At 42.1% G+C, this 22,067-nt stretch carries 13 protein-coding genes and 1 pseudogene; 8 read left to right on the plus strand and 6 right to left on the minus strand.

The window, feature by feature from the left end:
- Positions 1-50: 50 nt before the first annotated feature.
- The 3 genes from ACT7WV_RS24890 to ACT7WV_RS24900 all read right to left on the minus strand — a co-directional run bounded on the left by ACT7WV_RS24890 (position 51) and on the right by ACT7WV_RS24900 (position 5,627).
- Entirely contained in the window at positions 51-2,645 is a 2,595-nt protein-coding gene (locus ACT7WV_RS24890; RefSeq protein WP_445105445.1) for a hypothetical protein, read from the minus strand.
- A 17-nt stretch (positions 2,646-2,662) separates the two neighbouring features.
- Positions 2,663-3,874, minus strand: a complete 1,212-nt coding sequence (locus tag ACT7WV_RS24895) for a glycosyltransferase family 4 protein (RefSeq protein WP_463424201.1) — start codon at positions 3,872-3,874, stop codon at positions 2,663-2,665.
- Positions 3,875-4,385: 511 nt separating this feature from the next.
- Positions 4,386-5,627: a glycosyltransferase family 4 protein gene (locus ACT7WV_RS24900; RefSeq protein WP_445105447.1), complete on the minus strand. Its 1,242-nt coding sequence runs from the start codon at positions 5,625-5,627 to the stop codon at positions 4,386-4,388.
- Between the two features lie 1,728 nt (positions 5,628-7,355).
- Between ACT7WV_RS24900 and ACT7WV_RS24905 the strand changes: the two genes are divergently transcribed.
- On the plus strand, positions 7,356-11,822 hold the full coding sequence (locus ACT7WV_RS24905) for a PAS domain S-box protein (protein ID WP_445105448.1): 4,467 nt from the start codon (positions 7,356-7,358) through the stop codon (positions 11,820-11,822).
- 23 nt (positions 11,823-11,845) lie between these two features.
- Entirely contained in the window at positions 11,846-13,690 is a 1,845-nt protein-coding gene (locus ACT7WV_RS24910; protein WP_445105449.1) for a response regulator, read from the plus strand.
- Between the two features lie 146 nt (positions 13,691-13,836).
- Here the strand turns inward: ACT7WV_RS24910 and ACT7WV_RS24915 are convergent, their stop codons facing one another.
- Complete coding sequence (locus tag ACT7WV_RS24915; RefSeq protein ID WP_445105450.1) at positions 13,837-14,595, minus strand: calcium-binding protein; 759 nt, start codon at positions 14,593-14,595, stop codon at positions 13,837-13,839.
- Positions 14,596-15,034: 439 nt separating this feature from the next.
- On the opposite strand from ACT7WV_RS24915, the gene ACT7WV_RS24920 reads away from it, so the two are divergent.
- Both ACT7WV_RS24920 and ACT7WV_RS24925 read left to right on the plus strand, forming a co-directional pair.
- Positions 15,035-15,313, plus strand: coding sequence for a hypothetical protein (locus ACT7WV_RS24920; protein ID WP_445105451.1), 279 nt, complete (start codon positions 15,035-15,037; stop codon positions 15,311-15,313).
- A gap of 117 nt (positions 15,314-15,430) precedes the next feature.
- The gene (locus tag ACT7WV_RS24925) at positions 15,431-16,333 is read left to right on the plus strand and encodes an MvdC/MvdD family ATP grasp protein (protein ID WP_445105452.1); all 903 of its coding nucleotides are present in this window, start codon (positions 15,431-15,433) and stop codon (positions 16,331-16,333) included.
- Positions 16,334-16,411: 78 nt separating this feature from the next.
- On the opposite strand, the gene ACT7WV_RS24930 is transcribed toward ACT7WV_RS24925, so the two are convergent.
- Both ACT7WV_RS24930 and ACT7WV_RS24935 read right to left on the minus strand, forming a co-directional pair.
- The gene (locus ACT7WV_RS24930; protein WP_445105453.1) at positions 16,412-18,379 is read right to left on the minus strand and encodes an ABC transporter ATP-binding protein; all 1,968 of its coding nucleotides are present in this window, start codon (positions 18,377-18,379) and stop codon (positions 16,412-16,414) included.
- Between the two features lie 109 nt (positions 18,380-18,488).
- Entirely contained in the window at positions 18,489-19,340 is an 852-nt protein-coding gene (locus ACT7WV_RS24935; RefSeq protein WP_445105454.1) for an acyl-CoA desaturase, read from the minus strand.
- 724 nt (positions 19,341-20,064) lie between these two features.
- On the opposite strand from ACT7WV_RS24935, the gene ACT7WV_RS24940 reads away from it, so the two are divergent.
- The 4 genes and pseudogenes from ACT7WV_RS24940 (at position 20,065) to ACT7WV_RS24955 (ending at position 21,921) form a co-directional block, all read left to right on the plus strand.
- The gene (locus ACT7WV_RS24940; protein WP_445105455.1) at positions 20,065-20,196 is read left to right on the plus strand and encodes an eL43 family ribosomal protein; all 132 of its coding nucleotides are present in this window, start codon (positions 20,065-20,067) and stop codon (positions 20,194-20,196) included.
- A gap of 45 nt (positions 20,197-20,241) precedes the next feature.
- Positions 20,242-20,784 (plus strand): annotated as a pseudogene (locus ACT7WV_RS24945) (DUF3611 family protein).
- 11 nt (positions 20,785-20,795) lie between these two features.
- Complete coding sequence (locus ACT7WV_RS24950) at positions 20,796-21,308, plus strand: DUF1269 domain-containing protein (RefSeq protein WP_445105456.1); 513 nt, start codon at positions 20,796-20,798, stop codon at positions 21,306-21,308.
- Between the two features lie 88 nt (positions 21,309-21,396).
- Complete coding sequence (locus tag ACT7WV_RS24955) at positions 21,397-21,921, plus strand: universal stress protein (RefSeq protein WP_445105457.1); 525 nt, start codon at positions 21,397-21,399, stop codon at positions 21,919-21,921.
- The last annotated feature ends 146 nt before the right edge of the window (positions 21,922-22,067 follow it).

The raw sequence follows: 22,067 nt of genomic DNA on the forward strand, positions 1-22,067 counted from the left end.
TTTTTGTCAATTGAGGGATGCTTTTACATTTATATCATTTATATATTGTTCTACTCAAAACGCTGAAGCTCAGCTGACCAGCGCTTGAGGCTGTAATGATCAATATCGTTGAGTACCAAGGCGGCTGGACCGCCATCTCCTAAATCAGCGATCGCAGTTAGTGAAGTGCTGGCATTTTGAGAAAATTCACTATAGAGTAAGGTGCCTTTACTAGAAAAAATTAGAGTACGGGGTCGATAGAGATTTTGGTTAGGAACATCGAGATTTTCCCTAACTAAGTCTTCGACATTGGAACTTCCTGAGGGAGCAGAGAGTTTCTCGTAAACTCTGATTACAGCTTCTTGGTCATTGTCACCAGTCAGATCAATTGGTCGAACCGACCAATGCCCCATTTCTTGCAGCATCTCCGGCAAGCTAGGAGGTTCTCCTGGCAACTGTCGGGAGCTTCTCCATAACTCCTGCCAAAGAGCCGGGAGAACTACTGAGACCCACTGAGGCTGTATATTGTTTAACTCTGACAAAGTGATTGCAGTAGGTTCTAACCACCGAAAAGCAGCTTCTGTGTGGGCTAGAGGAACACTACGTTTAACAGTGCCAGTGGCTGGTGTTGTCGCAGGGAGTGGGTTACCTGCTGCCAGCAACTGGAGTACACCTCCTCGATAAGAAACTGCTTTGACGGTTGCTAAGGTTGATTGTTCGGTTCCATCGGCTCTCCAGACTGTAATCTGAATTTGGGAATCAGTGTCCAACCCTAGTTGTTTCCACAAATCTCTTGCCGGGTCGATTGTTGAGAGCTGCAAATCCCAAAAGGGTGTATTTTGCCAGCGCTGACCATCGTTAAACGCTGTGACTTGTACCTGATACCAAACTTGGTCAGCTTCTTTTTGGAGTATTGGAGTTGAGGCGGGAGACGCAGCAGCCAAAGGCTGAGTCGAGGAGAATAGATTGTTCTTCTCTGGGTTAGAGTCAAACAATCCTCTTTCTCTGGAGGACGTCACGGATTTCCAGTCGTCTTCTATTGGCTGCAGCCAATCTGCTGATCTAATATTGGTGACTGGTTGAGCACTGCCAACGATTTGACTTAAATGAGTATCAATCAGAGAGATTTGGGTAAAAGCGTTATTCAGACGTGTCAGTAACTCGTAAATTAGGGAATAATCGGTTGGCTGAGGTTGTGGTAGTTGCTGCAACCAAGTCACGGGGTCGAGACTCCCAGCCAGTTTAGCATTAGGACGTTGTTGCTGGGCTGCCAGAATCAAGGCTCCCCAAGCTTTGACGTTGCTGTCGTCAGCACTCACTGCCAACGCCGCTTCTACACGCTCCCACAATCGCTCGGAATCTGTCTTCAGCAACTGGGCAATCTCCTGTAATGGCGCACCTGTAGCCGAGGCTTGGAACAGGAGCAACGCATCTGCCCAGCGACCATCAATTAGACTGGCAAAGATTTGCTGGCTAGGGCTTGCCCAAACCTGGTTTGCCTGGGACTGCGTGAATTGCGCGTGCAGTCCAATCAGATCCATTTGCGCTTGGGCAGTAGCTGACCAAGTTTGTGTCTCCTGAGATTTGAACCATTGCCAAGCTGGAGACCACAAACCGCTACTAGCTAGGTTTAAGGCATCGCGATAGGCTTGAGTATCTAAAGCTGGCTGTTCTAAGGAAATTTCTTCTAAGTAAATGGAAGCGGTAGCTGAAGAACTGCCTTGAATTTGATAAACCTGGAACCGGGGTTCTAAGCCAATAGTCTGATTGATAATTAATTCCGGTGTTGATGCGCCGGTTACTTGCTGCCAATAGGGTTGAAATCCGTTGGGATTGCTCCATTGCAACAAGAAACTCAGCTTCTTTTGGTCAGGGTTATAGTGAATTAGTTGTCCGTAACTCACAAATGAGCCGTCACTGGGTAGCTCACCAGAAACATTCAACCAGATGCCCTGGGCTGAGGCTACGTCCTCAAAACGACTAAGTTTTGTCAAGGATAGTGAAGCCGGGGAACCAGAGTTATCTAACTTAGTACTAACCGAGGAAGAAAGAACAAAGTACTCTTCTGGTTCGGTGAGGGTCAGTCGATTAACTATTTGGTATAGTTTCTGATTGCGCTTTCGCTGAGTTGGTTCATACACTCTGAGTTCAGCAATCTTTTCGCAATTAGTCTGGCAATTGGGCGTTGTCGCCAGCAGCGGGAGCAGTATTGCAGTAGAAGCATCATTAAGGGGTACAGGAGTTCCGGGAATTAATCCGAGGACGCGAATTTCCTGTTGGATAGCAGCAAGAGTTTTTGGCGATGCAGGGTTGGTTTGGGAGATACGAGTCCAACTCGGCAAAAATCGATTGAGTAGACCAACGGCATTGGGGTCGATCATTAAGAGAATACCCAGCCGAATACCGCCGATAATCAAGCCACCTGTTGCAATTAAGATAGCGGTGGCTCCCAAGGTTACTAGACAACCACCCCAGCGTGATTTGCGGACTGGTGGTCGTTGGTTTGCCGGTGCGGATGGGTTTGACTTAAGTTGAGCAGAAACCATCCGCTCATTAGGATTTGACTTACCTGCCCCAACGCGTTTTCCAGATGGTTTGCGAGCCAGCTGGTTTTTTTTTGCTGGCGGCAGGTGTTGGTGTGACTCTTTGGGAGTCTTCCTTGCCATGAACTCGCTCCTATCCCCTAATCTTTAGCCCCTAATAAGATCTTTTCGTAGCGCTCACCAACTCTTTGCCAAGTATATTTCTGTTCGATGAGCGCTCGCCCATTTTCAGAGAGTTGCTTTCGCAGTTGGCGATTTTGCAACAATCTGCTGATAGCATACACATATTCTGCCGGTTCGTTGGCTCTTAAGGCTCTTAAAGGCACATCAGCACCATCTACTACCAATCCTTCTAAGCCGCTATCGCTGCCCACCACTGGTGTACCCACAGCCATTGATTCTAGTGTTTTACGTTTAATCCCGGATCCTTTGCGTGTTGATACCACACACACTGTTGCTTTATGTAGATAGTCCACTACTGAAGATACCTCACCTGTGAGGGTAATTCCAGGGAGTTTCGCCAACTCCAAAACTTCCGGCACTGGCTTTTCTCCTACTAGTTCCAGTATGGCTTCTGGATAACGCTCTCTGATTTCAGGGAACACCTCTAAGCTCAAAAATTTTACGGCATCGATGTTAAAGCGGTCATCCATTGCCCCGATAAACACTAAGCGATTTCCTCCTGGATCAGAAATACGCTTAGGATACCGAGTAAGATCAATACCGTTAGGAATTACTGCCGTCTGGGCTGCAGAATTATAAGCTTTTATCTGACGTCGATCCTCTGGCGTTGTGACCACAATGCCAGTAAATTTACCACAATATCGCTCCTCGTAGCGGCGCAAAAAAGGCAAATTTAACTGGTCGGTGAGTTGCTTTTCTAAAGCTCCTGCTTCTAACTGTTGGCGGCAGGTTCTATGAATATTTATCACTGTCCGCAGTTGTTGCTGCCATTCTGGTCGTACGTAAATTTCATTCCAACTATGCTCACAGCTAATGACATCAAACTTCCCTGAGAGTACCGCCTCATCTACCCATTGCTGCATTTCATTTGAATAGAGTTTCAGCACAGAAGGAGGTGTTCCTTGCTGCACAAATGCACTGAAGCGCTGTACTTTTTCTAACATACCTCCCTTGTTTTCTGACAGCTTTGGCCGAGAAAAAACAACTAATTTTTCTACCCACTTACGTAGCTCTTCTATCTCCTGATCCGTGACATTTTCAGAACGTTGAGTGACAAGAGTAACGCTATGGTGACTGCTCAAATATTTCAGTAAATTAAAAGTCCTCACCTGAATTTTTCCCCACCTTGGCGGATAAGGAAAAGTGCAAGAGAGCATCAGAATGTTCATAAAAGTCGGTTTTTAGGTAAATTGCCAAAATTTTGGTAAAAAGTAATTGCGCTTTTAAGCTAGCTATGGTCAATGATTAAACGAGGTATCTTATCGTTAAAGATTTGAGTAAAGCCTCGGTTAAGTTTAATTGCTCTACTCTCGGGTTGGGCATATCTCAAAAATATAGTATATTTATTTATAAGTCATTAAGGTACTAATTCAGAGAATTTTCATAGAATGTTTAAAGTATAAAGTTTTAGCTGAAGGGCTGACCCGCCCTGAGAAGAGTTAATTATCCATAGCTTAAAAAGCGAAGCTTCAATTTATCTCCATTAGTAGACCAGGAATACTTGATACAGTCTGATAGTTCCGGGATTTTACTTAATGAATAACTATTTGATTCTGTTGGCTTTAATATAATATTGCTAGTACTACAAAAGATACTGCTCTAGGTAAAACAAATCTTAAAAATCCCCCAATTTACTACTTGTAGTTAGCCTTCAAAGATATCGCCTGCTAGTCTTAATAATTAATGGATGCTCTGGAGCCGATTGAGTACTTGTTCGTAGCATTGACCTACTTGGTCCCAAGTGTATTCCTGTTCAACCAAAGAACGACCGTTGCGAGATAATTTTTCTCGCAGCTTCGGGTTATCGAACAGCCGACTAATGGCTTCAATGTACTCCTCAACTTGGTTGGCTCGCAATGCCCGCAATGGTGTATTAGCACCGTCAACTACCAACCCCTCCAAACCGTAATTGCTACCTACCACTGGTATCCCACCAGCCATAGCTTCGAGAGTTTTGTTCTTAATCCCTAATCCCGTTTGCAGTGGCACTACACAAACTGTAGTTTTATGTAAGTATTCGGCTATGGAGGGTATACCACCAGTGACAATTACACCAGGACGTTCACCGAGTTCGAGAACTTCCTTGATTGGCTTAGCACCAGCAATCGTGAAAGTAGTTTTGGGGTAACGTTGTTGCAGCAGCGGTAACACCTGGAAAGCAAAGAAGCGTACAGCCTTAACATTATGCTCTGCATCCATAACGCCGACAAAGATCAAGCTATTGCCACCTGGATCAACCTGACGGTAGGGAAACATTTCGAGATCTACTCCATTAGGAATTACCTCAATTGTCGCTTGCGGCAACAACTTGTGGAATTGTTGGCGATCATCCTCAGTAGTTACAACAAGTTCAGAGAACTTGCTGCAATAACGTTTCTCATACCTAGCTAAAAGTAAAGAAAGATAAAGGCGATCGCGTAGAGGATTCGGGGAAGCTTTCATGGCTAAATGGCTACTAACCCAACCACATAGAGAACTATGAATATTAATCACTGTCGGCACCCAAGCCCTAAATTCAGGTCTGATGTAAACCTCGTTAACGCTGTGTTCACAGGTGATAACATCACACCTTCTTGCTCTAACATAGTCATCTACCAAAGCCTGAATTTGTGGGGAATAGCGATACAGTACGTTTGGGGGGGTATTTTTGACTAGAGACTCAGTAAAGCGCCCAGCCTTAGCCAGTAAACCGCCGATACCTGCTGGAGTTTTGGGTGGTGTTGGTAGCGGAAAAACCACCAGGTTGCTTACACTGTTATCCAGACTCTCAACCTCGGCATCAGAGACACCAGCATGGCGTTGAGTAATCAGCGTGACTTGATGACGCTGCTGCAAATACTTCAGTAAGTTAAAGGTTCTGATCTCAGTTCCCCCGCGTGTTGGTGGAAAAGGAAAAGTAGACGAGATCATCAAAATCTTCATGGGTATTCAATTAATTATTGAATAGTAAAGTAAATTGAGCTGGGAAAAATAGAACGGAGGCTTGTAATTATTTTTAGTTAAATTTATTGAATTTATCATTACGCAAATTAGGCAATTTTAGCCGATGCCCTACCTAAGATAAGTCGAAGATATTAGAGCTGTTATTAGCCAATTTAGCGAGATGAAAACCATCTGGGTAAATATAGAAGTGGCTGATTGGGATACACTTGTCTTCGACTATCTCTGATTCCACTTTTGGCTGATTCTATCGAATGAAAAGCTTTTTGCAGGATTTAATAACAAAGTTTGGCGTCGGGAAGATGGATTGGTCAAACAAGTGTGGACTGATTTAGGCTTCTCATCTGTCTGGGATTCCACACAGCGATCAGCGAACAGAGAGGATACAGCGCTTACTTCCTTCTTTGGTAGTGACGAAACTATGGTATCTCAAACTAGTAGTCTTAGTTCACGAGGACGGTGTTAACCAATTGGGTGGTGTGTTATACCAGGAGCTAAAAACGCGGCGAACGGCAATTTTTTTTGCGTACACACTGGACTAGAGACCTCTTAACTAGGGGTGGGCATACTAGTTTTATGCCGGGACAACTTACGGAATTTGCCGACTTTTTCTATATTAGATCTCTTGCGGAATTATGATGAAACCCTCTACTTATTAGAAGTTGGCTATTTTAGTATTGTGATTGCCAGAACTTAGATCAAGCCAGGGTTTGGCGAATTGCAAATTAAAATTGTGCAAGAGGTCTATTGAATTAGAAGTTTCTGAAGAACGCCAAGATGTTAATGTCGGGAATCTAATTTTTTTTTGCTGGGGAACATTGAGTGATCAGTTTTACGGGTTCCTGAATGGAGGCGTGCAGACTGTCAGACTTGCTACTGAAGTTGTAGTCAGGAGTATTTAAGCACGTTCAGCAAGCAGGATAATTATCAAACTGCAATACTAAGAAAACAAGAGTTTTTAATTATTATTAAAACCCCAGCATATCTGATTTTTAATCCCTGCCTTTTTGGGTAAATTACCTAACTATCAGACTAATATTAGCTTAGATTTACAAAGCAAATAACTATTCATTAATCGATGAGCTTGGACTCATTTTACTTTCGAGTTGCTCAGTGATTCTTGTTTGTCGAACACAAGTTCAAATAAGTAAAATACCAGGCATTATAGAAGAAGTGATTTATTTAAGTCGCAGAAAAAAGCAAAACACTCAAATTAAATTAAAGCAATTGAATTTACGATTGCTGCTGCGGTTAAGCAAACATTTGACAAACTGATTCAGCAGGCAAGATTAGTCACTCAGAGATTTATTGCGCAAGGGCTTAAGAAAAAGCCCAATACAACTTAAATTGGTATTAGTATTCTTGGTGAAAGTTATAGCCAAACAATTCCCCTGTTGAGTCTCAGAGTTTCTCGTACTGACTAGCAAACTAAACCCAGAGTTGAACAATAGGCAAGGGAATTTGGTATTCCTGTTAAGGTACTATTAGGTTTCATCACTCTTCAAAGACAATAGCCTCTGAGAACTTTGTCTAACTCCTCTGGTAGTGTCAAGAGGCGTGGAAGCGTTGCGAGTAGTAGACGTCAGGAGATTCGTCGCCAGTTAAGGTAGTTAAATAGAGAGTAAGAATCTGGCTATCTGCCTCTAGAATTATGTTAGCTTTGGCATTTATCAGTGATCGCCTTTTTACTGGCGCAATGCTTTTGCTGTCATGCCAATTCCCACATTTTCCCAGTTAGCGGACAGAGTTTTGGGGAAGCTTCCCCTACGAACTGTACTCATTGTCCCCTTCGTGCTGCAAATTCTTGGGGCAGTGGGTTTGGTAGAGTATCTCTCCTATCGCAATGGGCAACAGGCAGTTCAAGATTTAGCTTATCAGTTAATGGATGAAGTGGACAACCGCGTCGAACAAAGTCTGCAACATTACCTGGATGTCCCTCAGCAAATTAATCAAAATCGTGCAGCCGCTATTGCCACAGGGGTTTTGAACTGGAAAGATTTTTCTGCTCTAGAACGCTACTTCGCCAAGCAACTACAAATCTATGCTAGCGTTAGCAACTTGGCGATCGCCACTGAACAAAAAGAATTCCTCGCTGTCGAACGCTCATTGGCAGATGATTCTTTAGTTATTCGAGTTCTGGATAAGTCTACAGACTACGAATTTCATTACTATACGGCTAATAGTCAAGGCACACGTATTAAACTAACAAAAGTAAGAAAGGACTACAATCCGCATCAAGATCCACCGGAAGGACGTCCTTGGTATCAAGCAGCAAAGGAAGCAGATCAAGCAATTTGGCTTCCTGTTGTTAATTTATCCCAGGGAGTGGATCATCCCATACTAACACTGGTTAATTTTTTGCCTTTTGATGACCCAAGGGGCAATTTTCAAGGAGTTTTGGCATCTTCTTTTTATCTGTCTAGTTTTACGAGTTTTCTCAATAATTTGAAAGTAGGAAAGACAGGACAGGTATTAATTATTGATCGCCAGGGATTACTGATTGCTAGTTCTACAGGAGAAACTCCTTTTAAGCAAGATTTAGATGCAGATTATCTGCAAAATTTGAATCCTCAAGAGTGGAGATTATCGGCTCAGAATAGTAAAAACTCACTCACTAAAAGCTCTGTTAATTTTTTATTAAATCACTTTAAGGATCTCCAAAATATTAAGGGTGTGGAAACCTTCGGTTGGGAATTTCAGCACGAACATCATTTTATGCATGTCACCCCAATTCAGCATGAGTCGGGGTTGAATTGGTTGATAATCACAGTTGTTCCAGAAACCGACTTTATGGAGCAAATTGAAGCCAATCTCAAAACTAATATTGTGCTGAGCATTGCTGCTTTAGTCTTGGCAATTTTGGCCGGCTTGGTTACGGCTCGTTGGATTACCAAGCCAATTCTCAGGTTGAACGTAGCTGCCAAAGATATTGCTAGAGGAGAATGGGGTAAAACCATAGCAATTGAACGCTTTGATGAGGTAGGTCAACTAGCAAAGTCTTTCAGGAATATGGCAGCGCAACTGCAACAATCTTTTGCTGAACTTAAATCTTTAAATGGAGCCTTGGTGCAGAGTGAAGACCGACTCAAGCAAATTCTCGAAGCGATGCCTGTCGGGGTAACAGTTTATGATATTACTGGACAAATAATCTATGCTAATCAGAAATTTCGACAGTTAGTTAGTATCGAGGCTTTACCTAAAGCTGAGGTTGAGCAACTGAGCAGCATGTATCACTTCTATCAGGCAGAAAATGAGCATTTATATCCGGTCGAAAATCTGCCAATTGTTCGCTCTTTAAAGGGAGAACAGGCAAGGGTTGAAGATCTGGAAATTCGTCTGCCCAATAGGACTATTCCTCTAGAAGTTTACAGTACACCCCTGCTTACGGAAGCTAAAGAAATTGTCGGTGTGATCGCTGTCTTATCTGACATAACTGAACGCAAACAAGCTGAGAAACTTTTAGCTAGCTACAACCGTACCCTAGAATCTCAAGTAAACGAACAAACAGCGCGATTGTCTCAGTCTAATAAACAATTAAAATCTGAGATTAATGAGCGCCAGTTGATCGAAGAAAAGCTTCGTACTTCTGAGCAACAAGTTCGTACGATTTTTGAGGCAATAACTGATATTGTACTGATTATTGATGATAAAAAAAGCATACAAGTTGCACCGACAAAGATTATTTACTCGCGCGACGGTGAAACTAACCTGCTCAACTTGATGGTTGAACAATTCTTTCAACCGCAGGGAGAGCAAATTTGGTTCGCCAAAGTGCAACAAGTGCGAGAAAGCCAGCAAAGTATCAATTTTGACTATACTCTAAGCATCGGTGAGCAGGAAGTTTGGTTCGCCGCCAGGATTTCACCATTGCCAAATAATTCTGTTGTTTGGGTTGCTCGTGACATTAGTGAGCGCCAACAAGCACAAATAGCTCTACGCCAAAGCGAAGAACGTTTCCGGGAAATTGCCGGAACTATCAGCCAGTTCTTTTTTGTTCGCTCAGTGAGTTCTGGTCATTTTCTTTACGTCAGTCCAGCTTATGAAAATATTTGGGGACACACTTGTGAAAGTCTCTACCAAAACCCGCAATCATGGATAGAAGCAGTGCATCCAGATGACCGCCAGTTAGTTCTAGATTCCCTTGAAGAACAGTTTCAAGGGAATTCAGTGAGGCGGGAGTATCGGATTGTGCGACCTGACGGTTCAATGCGCTGGATTGCTGCTGATATTTCCGTAGTGCGTGACGAGTCGGGAAAACCACTGCGCTTTGTGGGAGTGGCAGAAGATATTACGGAGCGCCAACAGGTAGAGCAGGCTTTAATCCAAAGCGAGAGTCTATTTCGCATCTTGGCAGAAATTTCCCCAGTGGGCATCTTCCGCTCGGATGCTACTGGAAAAACTATTTACGCCAATAAACGAGCTTGCCAAATCGTTGGCGCTCAGTTAGAAGACGTATTGGGATGGCAGTGGGGTTCTTATATTCATCCGGAGGATCAAGAACGAGTAGCTCAGACATGGCAATATTCAATTGCTCATCAGCTTCCTTGGCAGGATGAATACCGCCTGTTGAATTCGCAGGGAAAAGTTGTATGGGTCTTAGGTCAAACTGAGTTAGAACGAGGAAAAAAAGGCACTACCATTGGCTACGTAGGAACTCTAACAGACATTAGCGAGCGCAAACAAACTGAGGAGGTTTTGCGGAGGTATGAACGCATTGTTTCTGCAACTAAGGATGCTGTTTCCTTATTAGATAGCAACTACATCTATCAGGTAGTTAATCAGGCATATCTGACCTTAAATAACAAACAGTATGATCAGATTGTTGGATATTCTGTTAGTAATCTGCTTGGTGCAGATGTCTTTGAAGATTTGGTTAAAGAGCGCCTAGATCGATGTCTCGCTGGAGAGACAATTCATTACCAAGCTTGGTTTGAGTATGAGAATGCGGGACGCCAGTTTATGAGTATTACTTATTCTCCTTATTTTGAGATAGACCAGACAATTTCCGGAGTAGTGGTCAGCAGCCGTAACCTAACTGAACTCAAACAAGCAGAGGAAGAACTGCAACAAGCACTCTCAGCAGCAGAAGCTGCCAACCAAGCAAAAAGCAATTTCTTGGCAAATATTAGCCACGAACTCCGCACCCCGCTTAACGGTATTTTGGGATATGCTCAAATTCTTCAAGACGACAAAAACTGCACTCCCCAACAAAAGAATGCCATCGAAATTATTTATCGTTGTGGCGTCCACCTCCTCACTCTGATTAACGATCTTTTGGATCTGTCTAAAATCGAAGCTAATCAACTCGAACTCTGCTCAGAAGCTTTTCATTTTCCTTCTTTTCTCACTGATGTCGCAGAAATTCTCCGCTTCAAAGCTACACAAAAAGAACTGGATTTTAGCTACTTTTCTCTTAACGAACTGCCCTCGATAGTTGATGCGGACTCTAAACGACTGCGCCAAGTTTTGCTCAATCTTATTTCCAATGCCATCAAGTTTACTGATCAGGGCAGTGTTACTTTCCAAGTAGAAGTAATTGATCAGCAGAATAGTTTAGTGAAAAAATCCCAATTACCAACTGAAAATGAAGCTTCTCTAATTAATCAATTTTCAGGAGAAAATTATCAGATTCGTTTCCAAGTTGAAGATACTGGCATCGGTATTAAGTCAGAACAAGGGGAAAAAATTTTCTTGCCCTTTGAGCAGTTGGGTGATAGTTCACGTCGCTCAGAAGGTACAGGATTGGGACTGGCAATTTCTCAGAAAATTGTTTCTTTGATGGGAAGCAAAATTTTTGTAGAAAGTACTCCCGGGGTGGGTAGCCGATTTTGGTTTGACTTAGACTTGACAGTAGTTTCAAACTCAATAGAAGGAAGTACTAATAATTTATTCTGGATTTACGGTAAACCCCAGGATAGAAACGATGAGTCGGTAACAAGGGAAGAGTCTACTAATCTGCCAGAAATAATTGTGCCGCCGCTTAAGGAACTAGTTTCTCTATATGAAGCTGCTCAAATCGGTTACGTTCAACATATTAAGAAAGAAGCTCTGCGACTCCAGCAATTGTCTTCTGATTATGCTAACTTTGCGGCTAGAATATTGGCACTAGTTGCCACTTGTGATTGTGAAAAAATTGTGAATTTAATTAGCCACTATTTCCCTGAAAAACGAAAATAATATTATTAATTAATAACAAAAAAATGCCATTTTATCAAGGACTTAAATCTGAAGAATACTTAATCAAAAGATTAAATTGCTCTTCTTTAAACACGCCGAAAAAAAATCAGGTTTTATTAATTGATGACACTGTTTCAAATCTGACTCTAGTTTCTGATTTTTTGACCAAGTATGGCTTTGAGGTGCTTTTAGCCAAAAGTGGTCGTCAAGCCTTAAAAATATTGGAAAAAACCTTGCCAGATCTCATTTTGTTGGATGTTATGATGCCTGAAATGAGTGGATTTCAAGTTTGTAGCCATCTAAAAAAATGGGATAAGACGAAAGATATTCCTGTGATTTTTATCACGGCTGTTGATAATACATCCAATCCAGAAAATAAGATTAAAGGTTTGACACAAGGAGCTGTAGATTATATTAGCAAACCTATTAATCTCGAAGAAGTTTTGGCTCGTGTTAAGGTTCACTTGCAATTACGTTTGTTGACTGAGCAACTTGTAGAGAAAAATATACGTCTTCAAGAAGAAGTTGAAGAACGCCAACGGGTAGAGGCAGAAATTATTCGCGCCAAAGACTTATTGGCATCTATCTTCAACGAATCGGTTGATGCAATTTTCCTTGTCAATCCTGAAACGGGTTTGACTATAGATTGTAATCAGCGTGCTGTGCAAATGTTTGAAGTCACCAGCAAAGAGGAATTACTCAATATTGAAGGGCAAACGCTTCAAAAGGAACTCTTTACACCAGAGGAGTTGACTTCTATTGTGCAGGAAATTGAACTTAAGGGCTTTTGGATCCGGGAGTTGGAATACATCAGCAAACAAGGAAAGCTATTTTGGGGTAACTTAGCCGTTAAGCAAATTTATGTGGCGGGGCAAAAAATAAATCTCGTTCGCGTTACGGATATTAATGAACACAAGCAGCGGGAAGAGGCACTGCTGCAAAGTGAAGCAAAATCTCACAAAAAATCAATGCAACTACAAGTTACTCTCAAAAAATTAAAACAGACCCAAGCTCAATTAATTCAGACGGAAAAAATGTCTTCTTTGGGGCGAATGGTGGCGGGTATCGCTCACGAAATTAATAATCCTGCCAGCTTTATTTATGGCAATTTGGTGCCAGCCAGTGAGTACTGCAAAAACTTACTGTCTCTGGTTGAACTTTACCAGCAGACTTACCCAATATCCACTCCAGAAATTCAGAAGTTGACGGAGAATATCGATTTGGAGTTTTTGCTGGAAGATTGGCCAAAATTAATAGATTCAATGCAGGTGGGTATTGAACGAATTAAGCAGATTATTTTATCACTTAAAAATTTCTCTAGAATAGATGAAAAGTTGCTAAAAGCTATTGATATTCATCAAGGAATTGACAGCACTCTTTTAATTTTACAGCACCGACTGAAGGCAGAAGACGAGCGGCCTGAAATTAAAGTTATTAAGGATTATGGTCAACTTGTACCAGTTACTTGTTACGCTTCTCTGCTAAATCAAGTATTTATGAATCTCTTGATTAATGCTATTGATGCTGTTGAAAGGCAAGCGGAGCCGCGAGTAATTACTATTTGTACTGAAATGGTTGAAGATAGAAAGTGCAGTAGAGAGAATCAGCGAGAATCTTTTTCTGCTCCCTCTGTGATCATTCGCATTGCCGACAATGGTCTGGGTATAAATAAACAAATACAAAAGAAAATATTTGACCCATTTTTTACTACTAAGCCTGTAGGAAGTGGTACGGGATTAGGATTATCAATCAGCTATCAGATTATTGTAGAAAAACACAAAGGTTATATTAGTTGCATTTCTATTCCAGGGCAAGGAACAGAGTTAATTGTAGAGATTCCGGTAAATCTGACTGATTGTTCGAGGTAAGGTTAGTTTTTTTTCCGTTGCACAGAGTAGAAATGATTAAGAGCGTCGTTAAGTTTTGTTTTCCGTTTCTTAGTAGTTATAATTAGCCACGCCAGACTGAACTATCCTACAAATATGCAACGCTGTCTTTTCTTTTTCCTGCTGCCTTACACAAAGTCTCGCCAGGTCAAAACATTGGTTGTATCTTGAACAACGGCAATCAAATCACCATATCTGTAGATTGCCGTATCTAGTGCTGAGCTACCGGCGAAGTTCTGACTCTTGTCTAGCGTATAGTTGTCAATGCTACCGCCGATCCGAATTTTGTCACCTTCCCAGTATCCATACTTATTGAAATCGGTGATAATAGCGTATCCGGAACCCAGATATTTAATCTCAGTGTAAGAGCCAGTGTAACCCAAGCCGAAGGTATCAGCTCCACCGCCGCCAGTGAGTGTATCGACTTCAGACGTGGAACCGCCGAAGGCTCCATCAAGATAATCATCACCCTCACCACCCATTAGAGAGTCGTTACCTCCGCCGCCATAGAGCCAATCATTACCCTCACCGCCGTCTAGGGTGTCTCGACCACTTGGTGCTGAATACCCACCGAAAGCTTTATCACCAAACAAGAGGTCATTACCTCCGTCGCCGTAAAGCTTGTCGTTCCCGCCACCGCCGTATATTACGTCATCGCCGGGGACTCCCGGAGGTGTTGTGCTGGAGTTGTACTGTATTTCATTCGAGAGCGGTACTGGTACTCTATCACCATAAAGTGAGTCATCCGTATCCAATCCAGGATTTTTTTTCGTCCAGCCATACAGTACATCGTCACCACCTAAACCCCATAGCTGGTGATGCGATATTCCACCACCAGAGACATAGAGAGTGTTATCAGCAGCGGAACCATACTTTCCATGTACCATATCAACTACTCCCGATTTTATTGATGAGTTAGAAGATTCTTTTATATCAGTTTTTTACCTAAAATTGTTGCCAATTTGGCATATTTTTGGACATATTTTAATCAAGCTTAGGTGAGCAAGGTTTACAGAGAATATCTCTGTAACTTTGTACCTTTTGTATCACTGAATTTAAGCATATATCGATAAAGTGGGCTAGATTCGTATTTATTGCCAAGGGGTAAACTAGGTTTGGCAAGAGTAGATTTTTGACAACAAATGGAGAGTAGATTGTTCAAAAAACGTAACAATAAGCTCTTAGTTCCCTGAGTATGAACAATTATTACAGTTATCACAATCAAGCGTAAAATAGCCAATTAATACTGATAAATGCTTAGCCGCTCAAAACGACAGGTTTTGCAGTTGGCAGATGAATCTAAGTAATTTATCCAAGGAGACTGCTATGCGTCATCCATTTGAACTAGAAATTTCTGAACTAGAGAATCTTAACTTGACCCTTGAAGACATCGCAGATCAAGATGCGGAAAAAGTTGCTGGTGGAAGTGATGTAACTACTTTAGCTGTGGGTGAAGAAGGCGGAGAAGTTACTACTTTGGCTATTGGTGAAGAAGGTGGAGATTCCGTCTTTACTACTTTGGCTATTGGTGAAGAAGGTGGAGATTCCATTTTTACTACTTTAGCTATTGGTGAAGAAGGTGGAGATCAATTTCCGTATTGGTAATTAGTAAGTGGTAACTTGGCACCATTTTACTTGTTCCTTGTTACGCCTAATTGGGGGAATTATCACTAATGATATCCCCCAGATAACGATGAGATTGACTTTAGTCTGTCTAAAAAAATGAACGTTTTAATTCTAGGCAATTCTTCAGATATTCATGCTAGCCACCTCAAGCAAGCTTTGACACAAGCAGGTGTCACAGTAGATTATTTAGATACCTCTTTATTCCCTACTCAATTACGAATTTCTTGGGAACCGAATAATCAAGTAGGATATCTCAAGGACAAAGAGCATCAATGGGAATTGAAAGATATTCACAGCGTGTTTTGGCGCAGTTTTACAGGTGTTGGCATCCCTTCCTTAAAAGACTCACAACAGAATAGGATCGCCTTTAATGATTCTATGAGTTTGCTGCGGACTATGATCAAAGCCTGTCCAGCACGTTGGGTCAATTCTTGGCAAGCTTACGAGTTTCACAAAGAGAAACCTCTGCAACTATGCACAGTTGGGCAATTAGGCATTACGATTGGGCAAACTATTATTACTAATGATCCAGATCAGGTAATTCAGTTTGCCCAATCTCATAAAAAAGTAATCTCCAAGCCAGTTTATGGAGGTGCTCACACTAAAGTTTTAACGGATTCGCAGTTAAATTTAAAGCGATTGCATTTAGCTTTGAGTCTTTCTCCCGTTACTCTTCAAGAGTATATTGCTGGCACAAACATTCGCAGTTATGTTATTGGTAACTCAATCTATTCTGCCGAAATTCGCAGTGAATCTTTAGACTTTCGCCAGGATGCAGAGGCGGAGTTGATTCCAGTAGAATTACCAGAAGCTATGCAGCAGCAGTGTCTTGCTATTACTAAGGCGTTGTACCTGGAGTGGACAGCGATTGATTGGCGTCAGACTCCTTCCGGAGAATATGTCTTTCTGGAAGCAAATCCTAGTCCGATGTTTATACATTTTGAGAAGCAAACGGGCTTTCCCATCACTAAGGAGTTAGTGAAGCTTTTAATCAGTTAATCACTCTCACTATTAGTCTCCCAAAACATCCAAACAGGCGAGAAAAACGCGATCGCTTACATTTACATTTTGACAAACTTAATTAACTGACCAGGGATCTATCGTTGACACCGCTGAAGCGCGTCGCACAGCTTGCTGTTCCTGAATCCGTTCTAAGCTACCAGTAGGAATTGAGGCAATTAGTTGACGAGTGTAGTCTGTTTCCGGTTGTTGATAAATGCCTTCAGCAGGGCCAATTTCTTCGATTTTGCCTTTGTTCATTACCATAATGCGATCGCTCATAAATTTCACCACGCTCAAATCGTGGGAAATAAAAATATAAGTTAGACCAAACTCACCTTGCAACTCTTTAAGCAGATTGAGAACCTGTGCCTGCACAGAAACATCTAAAGCTGAAACTGATTCATCACAGATAACAAACTTAGGATTAAGCGCTAATGACCTAGCAATACAGACCCGCTGCCGTTGACCTCCAGAAAATTCATGGGGATAGCGGTTCATCCAATTGGGATTTAAGCCGACACGTTCTAACAAATAGGCAACACGATCGCGCCTTGCATTGCTACTACCTCCCCTGTTATGAATCACCAGTGGTTCCATTACCGTCTTACCAATTGTCAGGCGTGGATCAAGAGAACTATAGGGATTCTGAAAAACAATTTGCATCTCTTGCCGCAATTGTCGCAGGCGCTTGCCGTTAAGACTGGTGATGTCTTGACCTTCAAATAACATCTGACCACTTATCGGTTCAATCAGTCGCAGTAAAGTCCTAGCCAGAGTCGATTTTCCACAGCCGGATTCTCCCACTAAACCCAAAGTTTCCCCTGGATAAACCTCAAAGGAAATGCCATTGACTGCCATGATGTAGCGTTTGGTTCCACCAAATACTCCCCGCACAGGAAAACCAACCTGAAGATTGCGGACAGCAATAATCGGTGTTGAAGCTGAAAGGCTACCTGGAGAACTTTCTGTCTGCGGCCTGCTGACTTCTAAGTTTGTTACCAAAGGGTAAGACAATTCTTCACTGATCAATCCCTCTAAAGGAGTTTTTTCCTTAATTACCTCTTCGCCATTTTCTGTGCTGAGAGTCTCCATAAAGTCAGAAACCGTTGGCAGATATTTCAAACGCCTCTCCAGACTTGGACGGCAAGCTAAAAGACCTTTAGTATAAGGATGCTGTGGATTAGCAAAAATCTGCATAACCTCGCCGCTTTCCACAACTTTTCCTTTGTACATCACCGCCACGCTGTCGGCAATTTCTGCAATTACCCCCAAATCGTGGGTAATAAACAGCATTGACATACCACGGGTGTCGCGCAATTCCCGGAGCAAATCAAGAATCGTTGCCTGTACGGTGACATCCAAAGCGGTGGTAGGTTCGTCAGCAATCAAGACTTCAGGGTTACAAGAGATTGCCATAGCAATCATCACCCTTTGTAGTTGACCCCCAGAAAGTTCATGGGGATAACGCTTGAGAATTGCTAGTTTTTGTTGGTTGATTTGGTGGTTAATTTCTTTTTCTGAAGGCTGAGGTTTGTTATTATGATTCCGACGAAAATCTTGAAGATAGTTCCGCCTTAATTCGGGATCACTAGAAAGTAGCTTGACTTCTTGAAGGCGTGCGATCGCTTGACGCCGCGCCTCGGCTTGGGAAACGTCTTGGTGTTGCCTAATTGCTTCTGTAAGCTGAAATCCACAGGTATAAACTGGGTTGAGGGAACTCATCGGTTCTTGGAAGATCATGGCAATTTTACCACCCCGATAGAGCCGCTTTTGCTCAGGACTCAGCCTCAACAAATCTACAGATTTTGCCCCATCTTCCGGGGCATTAAAATAGATTTCTCCACTGGTAACTTTGCCTGGGGAAGGCACTAAACCCATCACTGCCAGCGAGGTGACTGATTTCCCGGAACCAGACTCGCCTACAATTCCTAGTGTTTGTCCCCGTTTGAGCTTGAAGTCAATGGCGTCAACAGCCGAAATCCACTGTTCATCGGCTGGGAATTGCACTTGCAAGTTACGGATATCAAGGATTGTATCACTCATGGCAGTCAAGAAGGAGAATTAAGCAAACATTGTAGCAACCTCAGGACTTAGCTTAAGTTAATTAGTTTAGTTAGTATCAGTAGATCGAAAACTTCTCGATCTACTGACTTTACCTTTGAACTGAACCCTGGGGATTGAGTATCACAATTTTTTTGGCTAAACCCAAAGTGCTTAAGACTTGAATTGCCCACCAAGTTACATCTATTTCCCACCAACGCACTCCTGCTTTTGCCACATTGGGGTAAGCATGGTGGTTATTATGCCAACCTTCTCCATACGTTAAGAGCGCTGCCCACCAAAGGTTACGGGAGCCATCATTGACCGAGAAATTACGATACCCTCGCAGGTGAGCTGCCGAGTTAATCAACCAGGTGCTATGCCAAAGCAATACTGACCGTAAGAACATTCCATAGATGACAAACGACCATCCCCCTAACCCATACAATATTAGTCCCAAGGGAATTTGTAGGAGCAGGAAGTAGCGATTCAACCAACGGTAATAGGGGTCACGATCTAAGTCAGGTGCAAATTTTTTATAACACTCGTAATTGAAAAACTCTTCGCGTGCGTAAAAAAGCCACAGCATATGGCTCCACCAAAAACCTCGCGAAGCTGAGTAAGGATCTTTGTCTCCATCCTCGGTATAGGCGTGATGCATCCGGTGTGCAGCAACCCAGAAAATGGGTCCACCTTGAAGGGCGAGAGCACCGATAGTGGTAATAACGTATTCCAACCACTTGGGCACTTGAAAACTACGATGGGTTAAAAGTCGGTGATACCCTAAGCAGATACCAATGCTGCCCAATAACCAGTGAAGAATTATCATGACTCCCAAAGCTGACCAAGAAAAGAACCAGGGAGCGGACAGAGCTACGGCGTGAACTGCACCCATAAAGGCAACAGTAGGCCAACTAAGAGCAAGATGATACTTGCCTTTTGCAATCGTTGATGTTGTTGTCATAAATTTTTCCTAAAAATGCTATGAAAGTTATTAATTTGCCATGACTTTCGACCTAAATTGTTCTTGTAATTGCCTAATTTTTCAGAAAATTAGGTGGATTTAGCTAATAGGGTAACGGAGTATAGATTTATGTTTATAGCTCATTCATTTTTTTATATCCTTCTTCTGTCACTCTCCGAACGTTTTTGACATTTCTGAATTCTAGAGTTCTTCTGTAGTATACGATCGTATACTTTTTCCTTGATAGAAATTTATCAGAGCTGGGAAATTGCCAAAATTTGATGAGCCAACGCTATATTGCCTAATTTAGCTTTTTTCTAGAAAATATTAATAATAGGAAAAACCGGAAATTGACAGAAAAGCCATAAATTGAACAGTTTAGAAAATGATGATTGCAAAAGCAACTTTGCTGTAGGTTAACCTCATTTTTTTGATCTTTTATTAAAAATAAATATTATTAATTTCAGTGATACTACTATCCTACTATCTGAAGCATAGAATTGAGTGGTGCGTTTACCTTCTATTGCAACAATTTGAAAATTTTTAGGACAATTCACACAAATTATACACTAATCAAACACTTTGTTAAGCAAGACTTTGGGTATTAATATGTCATGCTAAATATCTGTTAAAAAATTGAGCTAATTCAGTGAAATACATGGCTAATAAAACTTTATTAATGAATCGCTACAAAGTCGGTATATCGACAACAAGGAGTCAATCGATGAGGAGTAAGCATTTTTGCCCTCAGTGTTCAGACGTTTTACTCCGTCATGTGCATTTGGGAGAAGTTTACTGGCGCTGTAGCCACTGCTATCAGGCAATGCCCATTTGTTATCAGGGAATAGCCATTTAGAAATTGAAGCGTGAGGACGAAGATAAAGACAGAGAGCCATACATTATGTCTAGTCAACTGGAATTAAAATCTCATTCTTCAGAGAGACAGCAAGCTGCTAATTTACTGCAATCATTAGAGTGGAGTGGGTTTTGGCTACAGCTTGTTTTAACCGTTATTTTTGGACTGATTTTAGGGTTCGCGCTCAATCTCAAGTCTGGCCTCGGATTACTGTCAGTGATCGGGGGAATTTCGGCTTTAGGCTTAAGCATTTACTAGTTCTTTCGCTACGTTAATCTTGGGCGACAATTGGAAGCACCGGAACCGGCTTTACATCCTAGTCGCAGGGAAGTAATTCAAGTTTTGCAACTAGGGGTTTTAGTTAACTTAGTAGCAATGTTACTGACGTTAGTTGGTATCGAAACGATTGTTGGAGGCTTGCTTATCAAAACGCTTTCAGTTCCGCAAGGAGCCGCTGTCTATCGAACAGGACAATTGATTGAGCCGATCGATATTTTTGTCGTACAAGCAAATATCAGCATGATTGTAGCTGAATTTGTGGGGATCGGAATTCCATTTTGGCTTGTTAGTCGTGTAGAACACTATTAGGAGAGAAGATTATGAGTGATTTAATCGTGATTGGGTTTAATGATGAATTTAAAGCCGACGAAGTATTGCTCAAACTTGCGAAAATGCAGAAAGAGCATTTAGTTGATTTGGAAGATGCCGTCGTTGTAGTCAAAAACAAAAAGGGTAAGCTCAAAGTTAAGCAAACTCTCGATCTAGTGACAGCAGGAGCCGCAGGTGGAAGTTTTTGGGGATTGCTGATCGGGTTGCTGTTTCTCCATCCGTTGCTGGGTGTCACTGTTGGTATCGTCAGTGGAGCGCTTTCAGGTGCATTAACTGATGTGGGAATCGATGACGACTTTATCCGAGAATTAGGCAAGACTCTGGAGAGTGGAACGTCTGCCATCTTTATTCTTGCCCGCAAAGTCACTCCAGATAAAGTTTTAGAAGAATTAAAACCTTTTGACGGCAAAGTGTTACGAACTTCGCTCTCGAATGTCGAGGAAGCCAATCTAAAAGCGGCTTTAGCCAAGGCTCAAACTGAGCAGGAAGTTCAGGCAGTATAGCTTCACTTTACTTTTTTGGTGATCGCGACTGTTGTAGTTGCAATCTTTGCAGATCTCTTCTAGTGAGATCAACCTAGAGGCTCGAAAGATGAACTTTAAACGCATTCTGGTTGCTATTAATCATTCTCCTTTAACATCCACCGTGTTCGATCGGGCACTCAATTTGGTGCAGCAGGGGCAAGCTAATTTGATGATCCTTCATTGCCTCGTAGATGTTACTGCACTCGAACCCTTGAGCGAATCAGGTGAGAGGTTGGGACTCTATCCGTATCCGTCCAACACAGGATTTTCTCAATTAATCCAGGACGAAACGCTTCAGTTAGAGATTGAGCAGGCAAAGGCTTGGTTACAAGAATGCTCTCAGAAAGCAACTGCTCTGAATATTCCCACTGAATATCAACACCATTTTGGTGAACCGGGGGCAACGATTTGCAGTGTCGCTCAACAGTGGAACGCTGATTTGATCATCTTAGGTCGGCATGATCATTCTCCAATCACAGAGTTTTTCACAGGCAGCGTCAGCAATTATGTGATTCACCATGCAAATTGTTCTGTTTTAGTTGTAAAAGACATAAATCTTTATAAAGATAAATTGAAGAGCGAAGAACCATGAACGCAATTAACTGTAACTGGCGTATTGGGCTTAGGAATTGAGCGATCGCTTGATTCACTATTTCTGGAAACTCTGCAATTACTACCAGGTTGATCACCCGCTTCCTCGCTCTCAGCTCACACAGGAAACTTATACCAGTTTTTTAA

The sequence above is a fragment of the Symploca atlantica LB2515 genome (genome assembly GCF_052546295.1).